Genomic DNA, 14,094 nt, shown 5'->3' with positions numbered 1-14,094 from the left:
AGATCAGACCGTGATTGGAAAAAGGGAGAGTTTCGATTGAAAAGCAAAACTGAGCAGCTGGCCGACATGCAGCAGCGCCGTGAGAAGATACTTGAGATGATCCGTGAAGACGGCACGGTCACGGTAAAAGCGCTGACAGAAACCTTTGGCTTAACCGAAGCGACCATTCGTACCGACCTGCGCATGTTGCAGAAAGCCGGTCATGTGCAGCGCTATCATGGCGGAGCCACCCTGATGACCGGTAAGCAAAATACCGGGGCGTTGCTGCTGGAACGTCAGACGCATCTGGACGAGAAAGAAGCGATTGGTCGCCTTGCCGCACAGTATGTTGAGAACGGTGATACGGTGATTTTCGATTCCGGCACCACCACCACGGCAATTGCCGAGGCTATTGGGCATATCCGCCGTCTGTCAGTGATCACCACCGCGGTGAACATTGCGCTGAAACTGGGAGGAGAACCGGGGATCAATATCCTGCTGACCGGAGGGACCTTCAAATTTCCCACGCTGTCGACGTCGGGGGAAAAAGCCGCCTCGTTTTTTGAGAACGTGCTGGCTGAAAAACTGTTTCTGGCGACAGCCTGTATCTCCCCGCGTCTGGGCTTAAGTTTCCCCAGCGAGACGGATATCAAGGTGAAGATGGCGATGATTCAGTCAGCCAGTACCGTGTTTGTGGTGGCCGACTCCAGTAAAATTGATAAGGTTTCGATGTTCGCCCTGCCCTGCGACTGGAGCCATATTCACTATCTGATTACCGATAGCGGCATTACCCCGGCGCAGATCGCCGCATTTGAAGCCCTGGGTGTGCAGGTGCTGGTCGCCCCAGCGCTGGCGGTGACGCGGCGTCGGGCGATGTAATCCAGGTACGCATGAATGCGTACCCTACGAATGTAGGGTCGCCATTCATGGCGACCTTGCAAAATTAAAACCCTAAACTGTCCAGCAAATCATCGACCTGGTCCTGGTTCGCCACCACACCCGGTGCATCGGTGTGAATCTGCGGCCCATTCAGCAGACTGTTGCTTTGCTTACGCTGCTCGGCACTCACTTCCGGCATGTTTTCCAGCAACACCATCAACAGCTGGCGTTCAATCTCCTGGATCACATCCATCATGCGTTTAATGACCTGCCCCGTCAGATCCTGGAAGTCCTGCGCCATCATGATTTCCAGCAGCTGCTTGTTGGTGAACGCGGTGTGCTCCGGTACGGCGGTGAGGAATTCGCGCGTATCCGAAACCAACTCGCGAGCATCCGCCAGCTCAATCGGGTTTTCAAACCAGTCATCCCAGCGGCCTTTCAGCTGGTTAGCACTGGCTTCCATTTTGTCCTGGTGCGGCTGCGCAGCTTCAACGCAGTTCAGTGCACGATCAGCCGCCTGCGCTGTCATCTGCACCACATAGTCGAGACGGTCGCGCGCGTCAGGAATGGCTTCCGCCGCTTCAGCAATTGCCTGATCCAGCCCCAGTTCACGCAGGCTGTCACGCAGCATGCGCGTCAGCGAGCCGATGCGGGCAATGATATCCTGTGCCGAGACTTCTTCTGTTGGTTTCGGAAGGTCGCTCATCACATCTCCTTACATACCCAGTTTTTCGAAGATCTTGCCTAATTTTTCTTCCAGTGTGGCCGCAGTAAACGGCTTCACCACGTATCCGCTGGCTCCGGCCTGCGCCGCCGCGATGATGTTTTCTTTCTTCGCTTCTGCGGTCACCATCAGCACCGGCAGTTTGCCCAGCGTGGCATCGGCACGAATAGTTTGCAGCAGTTCCAGACCGTCCATGTTGGGCATGTTCCAGTCAGAAATCACAAAATCAAAGCCGCCTGCGCGCAGTTTGGTCAGCGCATCCGCGCCGTCTTCTGCTTCTTCAACGTTATTGAATCCCAGCTCTTTTAGCAGGTTGCGGACGATACGACGCATCGTATTGAAGTCGTCCACCACCAAAAAGCGCATATTTTTATCAGCCATATCTACTCCTGTGTTGTCTTGCCCGGCAGGACGGGCCTGTTAAATTCGCAATGCCTGTCCGGCGCTAATTTTCGCCAGCATGTGCTGGCTGATGTGGCCTAAATCCACCACTTCACTGGCTCCGCCGAGGGCAATCGCCTCACGCGGCATACCAAATACCACGCAGCTGGCTTCATCCTGGGCGATGGTCCAGGCTCCGGCACGATGCATTTCCAGCATCCCCGCCGCACCGTCGTTACCCATCCCGGTCAGAATCACGCCCACCGCATTTCGTCCAGCGTTCACCGCTACCGATCGGAACAGCACATCCACCGAGGGTTTGTGCCGATTAACCGGCGGTCCGTCGTTCAGTTTCACCACATAGTTGGCACCGCTACGCCCCAGCTCCATATGCATCGCGCCAGGCGCGATATAGGCATGCCCAGGCAGAATGCGCTCGCCATCCTCCGCTTCTTTCACGGTAATCTGACACAGCTTATTCAGCCGTTCGGCAAAGGAGCGGGTAAAGCCTGGCGGCATATGCTGGGTGATCAGCAGCGCCGGGCTGGTGGCTGGCAACGGTTGCAGTACATGACGAATCGCTTCGGTGCCACCGGTAGACGAGCCAATGGCGATCAGTTTTTCACTACTCAGCAACGGCACCGCTTTCAACGTGACAGGAACCGGGGTTGCCGCGCGGGCATGCAATTTGGCACGCGCCGCCGCCCGGATTTTGTCAGCAATCATCTGGCTATAGGCCAGCATTCCCTCACGGATACCCAATTGCGGTTTGGTGACAAAATCCACCGCACCCAGTTCCAGCGCACGCAGCGTGATTTCTGAGCCTTTACCGGTCAGCGATGACACCATCACCACCGGCATCGGCCGCAGACGCATCAGCTTTTCGAGAAAATCGAGGCCGTCCATGCGCGGCATTTCCACATCCAGCGTCAGCACTTGCGGGTTGTACTGCTTGATTAGGTCTCGTGCCACCAGCGGATCCGGTGCAGTCGCGACCATCTCCATATCGGGATGGCTGTTGATGATCTCGGTCATCAACTGCCGCATCAGCGCAGAGTCATCCACGCACATCACGGTGATTTTGCTCATCGTCTTTCCTTGGTCAGTCCATAGACTGTCTGTCCACGCAGCCAGAACTCTTTACTGATCTGACTGAAGTTCTCTGAATGCCCAGCAAACAACACACCGCCCGGCTTCAGCAGGGGAACAAAACGGCGCAGGATTTGCTCCTGTGTCTCTTTATCGAAATAGATCATTACGTTGCGACAGAAAATCGCGTCAAACGGACCCGGCAGGGACCAGTCATTGGCCAGCAAATTCAGCTGCGCATAACTCACCTGACTGGACAATTCGGAACGCACCCGCACCATGCCTTCGTGCGGGCCAGTGCCGCGCAGGAAAAAGCGCTGTAGCTGTGATTGCGACAGCGTGCGCAATTCCTCCTGGCGATAAACCCCGGCGACGGCTTTTTCCAGCACCTGGGTATCGATATCGCTGGCATGTACCTGGAATTTCCCCGGCCCGCTGCCCAGCGTTTCCGCCAGCGTCATGGCAATGGAGTAAGGCTCCTCACCGGTTGACGCAGCGGCACACCACACGTTGTAACTGCCACTGCGCTTGCGTGCATGGTCGGCCAAAATCGGGAAATGGTGCGCCTCACGGAAAAACGAGGTCAGGTTGGTGGTCAGCGCATTAATAAATGCCTGCCACTCCGCGCTATTGGGATCCTGCTCCAGCAGGCCCAGATAGCGGCCAAAATCATCAATATTCAGCATGCGTAACCGACGCACCAGACGGTTATAAACCATCTCACGTTTGTGGTCGGCCAGCACGATACCGGCACGCTGATAGATCAACTGGCTGATACGACGAAAGTGCGCATCAGAAAGCGGCAGACGCTGTACCATCTGCGTCAGTAACGATGTCGCTTCATTTTGATCCAATAACGTCGATTTCTTCATCTCAGGTCACCCGGCAACAAACTGATTAAATTATGGTTACTGCGGTTGCTACTGTGCTGCCAGTGCGCACCCAGGTATACGGGCCGTGTTGCCACGGCCTCGGGGCTTAAAAGGTTTCCCAGTTATCGTCAGCGCGGGCGCCCGCCGGTTGTGCCAGTGCTTTTGGCGCCGCCGGATGTAATAATTTTGGCGCTGTAGATACGTTAACGGCCTGGGCGACAAATTCTTTACCAATATTGAACACCGCGACCGACTGTTTCAGTCGGCTGGCCTGATCTTCCAGCGCGGCAGCCGCGGTGGCGGACTCTTCCACCAGTGCGGCATTCTGCTGTGTCACGCGGTCCATTTCGTTAACTGCCAGGCCCACCTGGTCAATCCCGCGGCTCTGTTCATCCGACGCCGAGGCAATCTCGCCCATGATGTCGGTGACGCGCGTCACGGCATTCACGATATTGGTCATGGTTTCACCCGCGCTTTCTACCAGCACCGAACCGGTGTTGACGCGGTTTACCGAGTCCTCAATCAACCCTTTAATTTCCTTCGCTGCCTGGGCGCTGCGTTGTGCCAGGCTGCGTACCTCACCCGCCACCACGGCAAAACCACGGCCCTGTTCACCGGCGCGCGCCGCTTCCACCGCCGCGTTCAGTGCCAGGATATTGGTCTGGAAGGCAATGCCATCGATCACGCTGGTAATATCGGCGATTTTCTTCGAACTACCGGCGATATCTTTCATGGTGGTCACCACGCCATCCACCACTTTGCCGCCCTGCTGGGCAGTTTCTGAGGCGGTCAGCGCCAGCTGGGAAGCCTGACGGGCGTTTTCGGCGTTCTGTTTCACCGTGGCAGTCAGCTGCTCCATGCTGGCAGCCGTCTCTTCCAGTGATGCCGCCTGCTGCTCGGTACGTGAGGAGAGATCGTTGTTGCCCATCGCGATCTCGCTGGCACCGGTATAGATGGCGTCAGAACCGTCACGCACGATGCGCACGGTACGCGCCAGCTCCTGCTGCATATGTTGCAGCGAACTGAGCAAGTCACCCATTTCGTTCGTTACACTGACTTCAACCTGCTGCGTCAGATCACCCCGCGCAATATGGCGAATATGTTCGATGCTCTGCTTCAGCGGACGGATCAGTGCAGCACGCATGCCTCTCCACACCAGGGCGATCAAGGCCAGAGTGACCGCCAGCATGGCGATAATCAGCCAGACGGACTTGTGATACGCCGCCAGGTTGTCATCAATACCGCGCTGCGCGAGGATTTTGTTGTAACCCAGCCAGGCGTTGTAATCCTTTTCAAATTTGTCCTGGAAGCCCTGAGTCGGCTGATCGACAAAGCCTTTGAAGTTACCGGCGCTAAGAAAATCAACCAGTTCCGCCAGTGCACCGTGGAAAGCGTTGTAGTTGGCCTGTAACGTCAGCACGTTTTCCGCCGTTTTGCCTTTTTCTGACAGATTGGCGTTAAATTCGGCGAAGCCCTGATCGGCTGCCTTCAGTTCCTCACTGGCCAGAGCAACCAGTTCTTTCACCGTTGCGCCTGATCCTGCCTGCTGGCTATCCAGCAAATAACGGATCCCGGCACGGTTCAGCGTATTACGCGCCTGAACCAGCGAAACCCATGAGGTGCCCATCGCCCGTTGCAGAGTGACGAGGCGCTGGTTATAAGCAAAATTGTCCTTATCGGCTTTCACCGTTTGAAAAAACATCCCTCCGGAAAACAGTTGCAGCAAGGCAAACAACACCAGCACGCACAACAGGCCGGAAACGACACGAATACGACTAAACATAAACACCTCATTGGTTGGCGGATCGCTTCTGTTATCGGCGTGTGAAGTGTGATCTTTATGTTGAAAGGGAGGGGTTGGACCAGCTGTGAATGACTGATGAACCGTAGCGGCGCAATTTATTGCGCGTGTTTTAAAGACGCGCGATAAATCGCGCCGCTACGGGTGGAGGTTAGAACGTTTCCCAGTTGCTGTCGCTTACCGGTGCGGTCACCGCTTTGCGTGGCATATCGGCGACTTTCGGCGCAATCTGCGGATGACGCGTCACCGTGGCAACGGCATGTGCACGCGGAATCTTAAACACCGATACCGACTGGCTCAGGCGGCTGGCCTGATCTTCCAGCGACGCCGCTGCTGCCGCCGATTCTTCCACCAGCGAGGCGTTCTGCTGCGTCACACGGTCCATCTCGGTCACCGCCTGGCCGACCTGATCGATGCCGCGGCTCTGCTCATCAGACGCTGAGGCAATCTCGCCCATAATGTCCGTCACCCGCGTTACTGCGTTGACGATATCGCTCATGGTGTCACCGGCTGTACCCACCAGTGCCGAGCCAGTATTGACGCGATTCACCGAGTCTTCGATCAATCCTTTGATTTCCTTCGCTGCCTGGGCACTGCGCTGTGCCAGACTGCGCACCTCACCCGCCACCACGGCAAAACCACGTCCCTGCTCACCGGCGCGTGCCGCTTCCACCGCCGCGTTCAGCGCCAGGATATTGGTCTGGAAGGCAATGCCGTCGATTACGCCGATAATATCGGCAATTTTCTTCGAACTTCCGGCAATGTCGTGCATGGTACGCACCACACCATCCACCACGTTACCGCCTTTCTGCGCGGTTTCCGACGCGCTGAGCGCCAGCTGTGAAGCCTGACGGGCATTTTCGGCGTTCTGTTTCACCGTGGCCGTCAGCTGTTCCATGCTGGCAGCGGTCTGCTCCAGTGAAGCGGCCTGTTCTTCGGTGCGGGCGGAAAGATCGTTATTTCCGGCGGAGATTTCGCTGGCACCGGTGAAGATGGCATCAGAGCCGTCGCGCACGTTGCTGACGGTACGCACCAGCGACTGCTGCATCTCCTGTAAACCTTCCGCCAGCTGGCTCATTTCGTTACGTCCTTCCACCAGAATCGGCTGTGTCAGATCGCCGGAGGCAATGTGGCGGATGTGCGACAGCAGCTGTTGCAGCGGCAGGATCAGCACCGAACGTAAACCAAACCAGCAACCAATAATCACAGCAATCACCAGCAGTGCCACCGTCGCCAGCAGCCACATCATGGTGTCGAACGCGCGCTTATTCTGCCCTGCCCCGGCTGCCGCCAGTTCACCCTGTTTGGTACGCCAGGCTTCATACGACGCCTTCATCGTGACCTGTTTGGCTTCGATATTTTGCGCGAACATCCCTTGCAGATCGTCTGCCTTCAGCCGTTCCAGCATTGCCTTCAGGCCGTTGTTATAGGCGGCATAGTCAGCTTCCAGGCGGTCGCGCAGTTCCACCGGAAAACCGGGCGTCGCGGGCAGATTGTAATAACGCTGGAAATATCCTGACGCCGCATCAAGCTGTTTTTCCGTTTGCGCGATAAGCGCACTGAGCTGCCCGCCATTGCTCTGCGCAGCCATACTTCCCTGCATACGCAGCATCGCGCGGTTCAGCACCGTGCGTGTCTGGTTGAGTTCAATCCAGGCATCACTCATCGCCGCAACGTTGTCGGTGGACACCTGTGCGACAGCAAATGCCTCCTTATCTTTTTGTAAAGCAGACCAGAACAGTCCGCCAGAAATTAACTGCAAAGCACCAAATACCAGCAATACGGCGATCAGGCTGGTCACTACATTGATTCGTTTTAACATGGGTTCCCCAGAAAGGTGTTTTCGGCACTCCTGTTATCGACCGTTCGCCTGAACTTCTGAGGGTGTTTAAGCCACTTTACAAAGTAAAATCCTGCTGTTTATTCCAATCACAGAGTTTTATAACTAAAAAAATTAACATTAAAAAAAATGCGCCTTTAGCGGGCGCATGTTTGATTCTTATTGTTTTTTGCCAGGTCGGCATAAATGCCGACCCTACATTGTAGGGTGCGCATTCATGCGCACCTGGACATTGGCGTTCGCGGGGGGGTTAAAACGTTTCCCAGTTGCTGTCACTGACCGGAGCCGTCACCGCTTTACGCGGCATATCGGCGACTTTCGGCGCAATCTGCGGATGACGCGTCACCGTGGCAACGGCCTGTGCACGCGGAATCTTAAACACCGATACCGACTGGCTTAAACGGCTGGCCTGATCTTCCAGCGAGGCCGCAGCCGCCGCAGATTCTTCCACCAGCGAGGCGTTCTGTTGCGTCACACGGTCCATCTCGGTCACCGCCTGGCCGACCTGATCGATGCCACGGCTCTGCTCATCGGATGCCGAGGCAATCTCACCCATAATGTCCGTCACCCGCGTTACCGCGTTGACGATATCGCTCATGGTTTCCCCTGCCGTACCCACCAGCGCCGAGCCGGTATTGACGCGATTCACCGAGTCTTCGATCAATCCTTTGATTTCCTTCGCCGCCTGGGCGCTGCGCTGTGCCAGACTGCGCACTTCACCCGCCACCACGGCAAAACCACGTCCCTGCTCACCGGCGCGTGCCGCTTCCACCGCCGCGTTCAATGCCAGGATATTGGTCTGGAAGGCAATGCCGTCGATCACGCTGGTAATATCGGCAATTTTCTTCGAACTACCGGCGATGTCATGCATAGTACGCACCACACCATCCACCACATTGCCACCCTTCTGCGCAGTTTCCGAGGCGCTGAGCGCCAGCTGCGATGCCTGACGGGCATTCTCGGCGTTCTGTTTCACCGTGGCCGTCAGCTGTTCCATGCTGGCAGCGGTCTGCTCCAGCGAAGCGGCCTGTTCTTCAGTACGGGCGGAGAGATCGTTATTTCCGGCGGAGATTTCGCTGGCACCGGTAAAGATGGCATCAGAGCCGTCGCGCACGTTGCTGACGGTACGCACCAGCGACTGCTGCATTTCGTGCAGGTTAGTCGCCAGCTGGCTCATTTCATTACGCCCTTCAATCACGATGGTCTGCGTCAGATCACCCTGCGCGATGTGCTGAATATGTTTGATGTTGCTGTTAAGCGGGTTGATCAGCACTTTGCGCAGACCAAACCAGCACAGCACAATCACCGCGACCACTACCGCCATCACCACCGCCAGTAACCACAGCATATGGTTATAGGCGGCAAGGTTGGCCGCCACACCGGCTTCAGTCAGACGGTCCTGATCGGCACGCCATTGGGTGTAATCGGTGAGAAATGCGCTCTGTGACGGCGCGACCGGGAGTTTGCCAGCCCCTTCCACATCGTTGGCCTGGAGCGCATCCTGCATCTGGTTCAACGCCCTGCTGTAGGCACTGAAGGTGTCATCCAGATGTTGATTGAGTTGCGCATCCTGCCCTGGGGTGTCCGGCGTATTTTTAAACAGCGTGTAGAATTCCGCTGCCTTGTTCTGAAAGCTTTTGCTCTGCTCAAACATGCTGTTGAGATCGGCGGTCTCACCCGACAACTTGCTATTGGCAATACGCAGCATGACACGCGTCAGCAGCACACGGCTTTGGTTAAGACTCATATAAGCGTCGTTGATCGCCGCGGTATTTTTGCTTGCCAGTTGTGCAACATTAAAACTGCTTTTGTCATTGCTTAAGGCTTTAAAAAACAGCGAGCCCGATGCCAGCTGCAAAAAGCCAAATATTAACAGCACCAGCAATAAACTGGTGACAACACGGATTTTCGTAAACATACCTTGCCCTGAAAAGTGAAAAAATGCAGTGAATTTATCGGCCAGAGGGTGGCGAAATTGAGAGCAAAAAGTGAATTAATTGCAAACTTGATGTTGATTTATAAGGGATTGTTTCTATGTGAAATAATAACGGGCCGGTCATCCCGGCCCGTTACTCAACGATTATGCGCTACGCAGCGTGTCCATCAGCGCCATCTCTTCACTGCTCAGCAGCTTCTCGATGTCGACCAGAATCAGCATACGTTCACCCAACGCGCCTAACCCTGTCAGGTACTCGGTTGACATGGTGACGGCGAACTCCGGGGCCGGACGGATTTGGTCCTGCGTCAGTGACAGGACATCAGAAACGCCATCCACCACGATACCCACCACGCGGTGTTCCAGATTCAGCACGATCACCACGGTGTTTTCGTTGTAATCCACATCCGGCTGCGAGAACTTCACGCGCAGGTCGATAATCGGCACAATCACGCCACGCAGGTTGGTCACACCCTTGATAAACTCCGGGGTGTTGGCGATGCGCGTTACCTGATCGTAGCCACGAATTTCCTGCACTTTCAGGATATCGATACCGTACTCTTCATCACCGAGGGTGAAGACTAAGAACTCCTGGCCCACGGTTTCGCCAGCGATTTTCGTCACGGTTGCCATTCCAGTCATTGTATTTACCTTTTCGTTATCGATTACGCTGCGGCACCGGCCACACGCTTTTCACGGTTCAGTGATTGCAGGGCTGAAACATCTACAATCAGCGCCACACTGCCATCGCCAAGGATGGTGGCGGCGGAAATACCCGGCACTTTGCGGTAGTTACTTTCAAGGTTTTTCACCACCACCTGATGCTGACCAATCAGCTGATCCACCAGCAGGGCATAACGACGGCCAGCGCTTTGCAGGATCACCACAATGCCCTGTGTGGCATCGGTTTTGGCGTGCTGCACATCGAACACATTCCACAACTCGACCAGCGGCAGATATTCACCACGCACTTCCAGTACGCGCTCGCCCCCGGCCAGCGGCTTCAGTTCTTCGGCACGCGGTTGCAGCGATTCCATCACCGCGTTCAGCGGCAGGATAAACACTTCATCGGCCACGCGGACTGACATGCCGTCGAGGATCGCCAGCGTCAGTGGCAGCAGGATGCGGATAGTGGTGCCTTTCCCCTGCTTCGAAGCGATTTCAACGTGACCGCCCATCTCCTGGATGTTTCGTTTCACCACATCCATACCGACACCACGGCCCGATACATCGGTGACCTGCTCAGCGGTGGAGAAACCCGGTGCGAAAATCAGCATGCCGACTTCTTCGTCGCTCATGCTTTCGCTCACCGGCAGACCGGATGACATCGCTTTTGCCAGGATACGTTCACGGTTAAGACCGGCACCATCATCGATCACTTCGATGCAAATGTTGCCGCCCTGATGTTCTGCGGAAAGCGTCAGATTACCGACGGCACTTTTACCCGCTCCCAGGCGTTTTTCCGGCGATTCGATACCGTGGTCAAGGCTGTTGCGCACCAGATGGGTTAACGGATCGATGATGCGTTCGATCAGGCTCTTATCCAGTTCGGTGGAGCTGCCGAGTAGCGTCAGTTCCACTTCTTTACCCAGCTTACTGGCCAGATCGCGTACCAGACGAGGGAAGCGGCTGAAGACATACTCCATCGGCATCATACGAATCGACATCACCGATTCCTGTAAATCGCGCGCGTTACGCTCCAGCTGACCCATGCTGTTCAGCAGGTCGCCATGCGCCACCGGGTCCAGTGCGCCAGAACGCTGTGCCAGCATTGACTGAGTAATCACCAGTTCACCGACCAGGTTAATCAGCTGATCAACTTTCTCGACCGCGACGCGGATACTGCTGGATTCGCTGGCTTTGGCCGGTGCTGCCGCGCGTTTGTTTTCACGCTTCACCGCCGGGGTGATCTCGGTGACGGTGGCGCTTTGTACCGGTTCAGCCACGACAGCTGCTGCTGGCGCGGTTTCCACCGGCGTGCTGCCTCCTTCCGGGAAAAGAATCTGTGCTTCTTCAAGCACAAAACACAGCACCGCGACGATGTCATCTTTGCCGACACCTTCAATGGTGGCTTCCAGCGCGTTGGCGCTTTTCACCACATCGCTAAGCGTGCCAAGGTTGCCCAATTCTTCCAGCAACAAATCCGGTTCTTTCTCTTTCAGATCAACCAGGTGCAGGCGTAAACCCGCGCTGCTGACAGTGGGTGCAGCAGCCTCGGCGACCGCCACCACAGCCGGGGCTGCCGGGGCTACCCCTTTGGCTTCAAGGGCCAGCTGACGCAGTGCTTCGCAGATGTAGTTGAAGCTTTCTGCATTCGGTTCCTGCGCGGTTTTATAGGCATCGAGCTGTTCCTGCATAATATCTTTGGTTTCCAAAAACAGGTTGATGATGTCGGTGCTGAGCGCCATTTCACCACGACGCGCACCGTCCAGAATGTTTTCCAGGATATGCGTGGTTTCCTGTAAAACCGTAAAGCCAAACGTACCGGCTCCGCCCTTTATCGAGTGGGCGGCGCGGAAGATGGCATTCAACTGTTCGGAATCTGGCTCCTGGGGATCCAGTCCCAACAGGTGTTGCTCCATGTCCGCTAACAGCTCATCGGCCTCGTCGAAAAACGTCTGGTAAAAATCGCTGATGTCCATGCTCACGGGGTCACCTCGGCTGTGAGGAGTGGTCAGTAGTCACCGCACTGGCGTTCGGATTGGCCGGAGCCGCTGGCGTTGTCATTGCGGCCGGCGCTGCCGGTGTCGCTGACGTTGCTGGTGCTGTCGGCGCAGCCGGAACGGCGGGCGCGGTAATATCGGGAATAATCTGTGCCGGGTCGCTCACCTGAACGGCATCGCTCTCGGCATTTTCTTTTTCAATCGCCGCTTCGGTATCATGGTTCAACACCAGCAGGCTAATGCGACGGTTCACTGCATCGTCACCACCGCGGTTTTTCAGCTTCATGGTGTCGGCCATGCCCACCACGCGCAGCATTTTGCTACCGTCAAGACCACCCATCATCAACTCACGACGTGAGGCGTTGGCACGATCCGCCGACAGCTCCCAGTTGCTGTAGCCGCGATCACCGTTGGCATACTGGATGTCATCGGTATGACCCGCCAGACTGATTTTGTTCGGGATGTCATTCAGCACCGGTGCAATAGCACGCAGGATATCGCGCATATAAGGTTCGACTTCGGCGCTGCCGGTCTTAAACATCGGGCGGTTCTGGCTATCGATAATCTGGATGCGCAGCCCCTCTTCCACCATGTTGATAATCAGATGCGGACGCAGCGCTTTCAGACGTGGATCGGCTTCGATCAGCTGGTCGAGCTTTTCGCGCAGGCGATTCAGGCGGATATCATCCAGCTGGCGCTTCTGTGCATCCATATCCACGGCTTTCTTCACTTCACCTTGCTTCTTCGTCGGGTCATCCCCGCCGCCTGGAATCGGGCTTTCGCTGTCGCTACTCCGCTGACCACCGGTTAACGCCACTTTGAGCGGCGTCCTGAAGTATTCTGCAATCTGTATCAGCTGCTGCGGGTTGGCGATCGAAAGCAGCCACATCACCATAAAGAACGCCATCATCGCCGTCATAAAGTCGGCATAGGCAATCTTCCATGACCCATGACCTCCCTCATGCCTTTTATGTTTGCGCCGTTTAACCAGCACAATGGGGCGATTGCCATGCTTCATGAGGCTTCATCCGAGGTTTGTTTAGCCGGGTTCTTGGCGTTACGTACGTGTTCTTCCAGTTCCTGGAACGACGGGCGCTCGGTGGAATACAGCGTTTTACGACCAAACTCGACGGCGATCTGCGGTGCATAACCGTTGAGGCTGGAGAGTAAGGTCACTTTGATGCACTGCATCATCTTGGTGGATTCAGCGCATTTCTGGCGTAACACCGATGCCAGCGGCGAAATGAAACCGTAAGCCAGCAAGATGCCGAGGAAGGTCCCCACCATCGCATGCGCCACCAGCGCACCCAGCTCTGCCGCCGGGCGATCCGCTGACGCCAGTGCGTGCACCACGCCCATTACCGCCGCGACGATACCAAACGCGGGCAAGCCATCACCGACCGCCGATAAACTTTGCGCTGGCACTTCACATTCGTGCTCATAGGTTTCAATTTCTTCATCCATCAGCGCTTCGATTTCGAATGCGTTCATATTTCCGCTGACCATTAAACGCAAATAATCGGTAATAAAATCCACCAACTGTTTATCGGCCAAAATGCGGGGATAGTTAGCAAAAATTTCACTCTGGCTGGGATCTTCAATATCGCGCTCCAGCGACAACATCCCCTGCTGTCGTGATTTCGCCATCAGGCGATAGAGCAATGCCATTAAATCCATGTAAACGGCTTTGTTATATTTCGAGCCGCGCATTAACAAGGGCAATGCTTTTAAGGTCTTTTTAATTGCCTTACCATTGTTACCGACCAAAAAAGCACCAATTGCGGCACCACCTATTATCAGCAGTTCCGACGGCTGATAAAGCGCCCCCAGATGGCCACCGACCAACATGTAGCCGCCTAACACGGACCCGAGGACTACGATATAACCCAGAATAATCAGCACAAAAAAATCCTTACGTCCGTAACGTGTT

The 14,094-nt window shown here is 55.7% G+C and carries 12 protein-coding genes; 1 reads left to right on the top strand and 11 read right to left on the bottom strand.

Features of this window, described 5'->3' with window-relative positions:
* The first annotated feature begins 36 nt into the window (after positions 1 to 36).
* Positions 37 to 858: a DeoR/GlpR family DNA-binding transcription regulator gene (locus CUN67_RS08020; RefSeq protein WP_208714740.1), complete on the top strand. Its 822-nt coding sequence runs from the start codon at positions 37 to 39 to the stop codon at positions 856 to 858.
* 64 nt (positions 859 to 922) lie between these two features.
* Here the strand turns inward: CUN67_RS08020 and cheZ are convergent, their stop codons facing one another.
* From cheZ to motA, 11 genes are all read right to left on the bottom strand, one after another.
* A complete protein-coding gene (gene cheZ, locus CUN67_RS08015) occupies positions 923 to 1,564 on the bottom strand; it encodes a protein phosphatase CheZ (protein WP_084874007.1) in 642 nt (213 codons plus the stop codon).
* Between the two features lie 9 nt (positions 1,565 to 1,573).
* Complete coding sequence (gene cheY, locus CUN67_RS08010; protein ID WP_013508787.1) at positions 1,574 to 1,963, bottom strand: chemotaxis response regulator CheY; 390 nt, start codon at positions 1,961 to 1,963, stop codon at positions 1,574 to 1,576.
* 39 nt (positions 1,964 to 2,002) lie between these two features.
* Complete coding sequence (locus tag CUN67_RS08005) at positions 2,003 to 3,052, bottom strand: protein-glutamate methylesterase/protein-glutamine glutaminase (RefSeq protein WP_208714739.1); 1,050 nt, start codon at positions 3,050 to 3,052, stop codon at positions 2,003 to 2,005.
* Positions 3,049 to 3,924, bottom strand: coding sequence for a protein-glutamate O-methyltransferase CheR (gene cheR, locus CUN67_RS08000; protein ID WP_084874005.1), 876 nt, complete (start codon positions 3,922 to 3,924; stop codon positions 3,049 to 3,051). Before cheR ends, CUN67_RS08005 begins: the two co-directional genes overlap by 4 nt.
* A gap of 106 nt (positions 3,925 to 4,030) precedes the next feature.
* Positions 4,031 to 5,707: a methyl-accepting chemotaxis protein gene (locus CUN67_RS07995; RefSeq protein WP_208714738.1), complete on the bottom strand. Its 1,677-nt coding sequence runs from the start codon at positions 5,705 to 5,707 to the stop codon at positions 4,031 to 4,033.
* Positions 5,708 to 5,876: 169 nt separating this feature from the next.
* Positions 5,877 to 7,547, bottom strand: a complete 1,671-nt coding sequence (locus CUN67_RS07990; protein ID WP_208714737.1) for a methyl-accepting chemotaxis protein — start codon at positions 7,545 to 7,547, stop codon at positions 5,877 to 5,879.
* A gap of 268 nt (positions 7,548 to 7,815) precedes the next feature.
* A complete protein-coding gene (locus CUN67_RS07985; protein WP_208714736.1) occupies positions 7,816 to 9,483 on the bottom strand; it encodes a methyl-accepting chemotaxis protein in 1,668 nt (555 codons plus the stop codon).
* Positions 9,484 to 9,645: 162 nt separating this feature from the next.
* Positions 9,646 to 10,143, bottom strand: a complete 498-nt coding sequence (gene cheW, locus CUN67_RS07980) for a chemotaxis protein CheW (RefSeq protein WP_084874001.1) — start codon at positions 10,141 to 10,143, stop codon at positions 9,646 to 9,648.
* Between the two features lie 23 nt (positions 10,144 to 10,166).
* Positions 10,167 to 12,143 (bottom strand): chemotaxis protein CheA, encoded by a 1,977-nt coding sequence (gene cheA / locus CUN67_RS07975; protein ID WP_208717110.1) that lies wholly within the window; start codon positions 12,141 to 12,143, stop codon positions 10,167 to 10,169.
* Positions 12,144 to 12,153: 10 nt separating this feature from the next.
* Positions 12,154 to 13,182, bottom strand: a complete 1,029-nt coding sequence (gene motB, locus CUN67_RS07970; protein WP_208714735.1) for a flagellar motor protein MotB — start codon at positions 13,180 to 13,182, stop codon at positions 12,154 to 12,156.
* Positions 13,179 to 14,066: a flagellar motor stator protein MotA gene (gene motA / locus CUN67_RS07965; RefSeq protein WP_208714734.1), complete on the bottom strand. Its 888-nt coding sequence runs from the start codon at positions 14,064 to 14,066 to the stop codon at positions 13,179 to 13,181. The genes motB and motA overlap by 4 nt, the downstream gene beginning before the upstream one ends.
* Positions 14,067 to 14,094: the final 28 nt, after the last annotated feature.

The organism is Pantoea cypripedii (assembly GCF_011395035.1).
GTDB classification, from domain to species: domain Bacteria; phylum Pseudomonadota; class Gammaproteobacteria; order Enterobacterales; family Enterobacteriaceae; genus Pantoea; species Pantoea cypripedii_A.
The sequence above is the reverse complement of the archived record's forward strand: the minus strand, read 5'-3'. Positions and strand labels throughout refer to the sequence as shown.

What these genes read in the sequence shown, in the direction of transcription:
- cheZ (WP_084874007.1), bottom strand. Translation starts at nt 1,564, where the DNA reads ATGAGCGACCTTCCGAAACCAACAGAAGAAGTCTCGGCACAGGATATC.
- cheY (WP_013508787.1), bottom strand. Translation starts at nt 1,963, where the DNA reads ATGGCTGATAAAAATATGCGCTTTTTGGTGGTGGACGACTTCAATACG.
- CUN67_RS08005 (WP_208714739.1), bottom strand. Translation starts at nt 3,052, where the DNA reads ATGAGCAAAATCACCGTGATGTGCGTGGATGACTCTGCGCTGATGCGG.
- cheR (WP_084874005.1), bottom strand. Translation starts at nt 3,924, where the DNA reads ATGAAGAAATCGACGTTATTGGATCAAAATGAAGCGACATCGTTACTG.
- CUN67_RS07995 (WP_208714738.1), bottom strand. Translation starts at nt 5,707, where the DNA reads ATGTTTAGTCGTATTCGTGTCGTTTCCGGCCTGTTGTGCGTGCTGGTG.
- CUN67_RS07990 (WP_208714737.1), bottom strand. Translation starts at nt 7,547, where the DNA reads ATGTTAAAACGAATCAATGTAGTGACCAGCCTGATCGCCGTATTGCTG.
- CUN67_RS07985 (WP_208714736.1), bottom strand. Translation starts at nt 9,483, where the DNA reads ATGTTTACGAAAATCCGTGTTGTCACCAGTTTATTGCTGGTGCTGTTA.
- cheW (WP_084874001.1), bottom strand. Translation starts at nt 10,143, where the DNA reads ATGACTGGAATGGCAACCGTGACGAAAATCGCTGGCGAAACCGTGGGC.
- cheA (WP_208717110.1), bottom strand. Translation starts at nt 12,143, where the DNA reads ATGGACATCAGCGATTTTTACCAGACGTTTTTCGACGAGGCCGATGAG.
- motB (WP_208714735.1), bottom strand. Translation starts at nt 13,182, where the DNA reads ATGAAGCATGGCAATCGCCCCATTGTGCTGGTTAAACGGCGCAAACAT.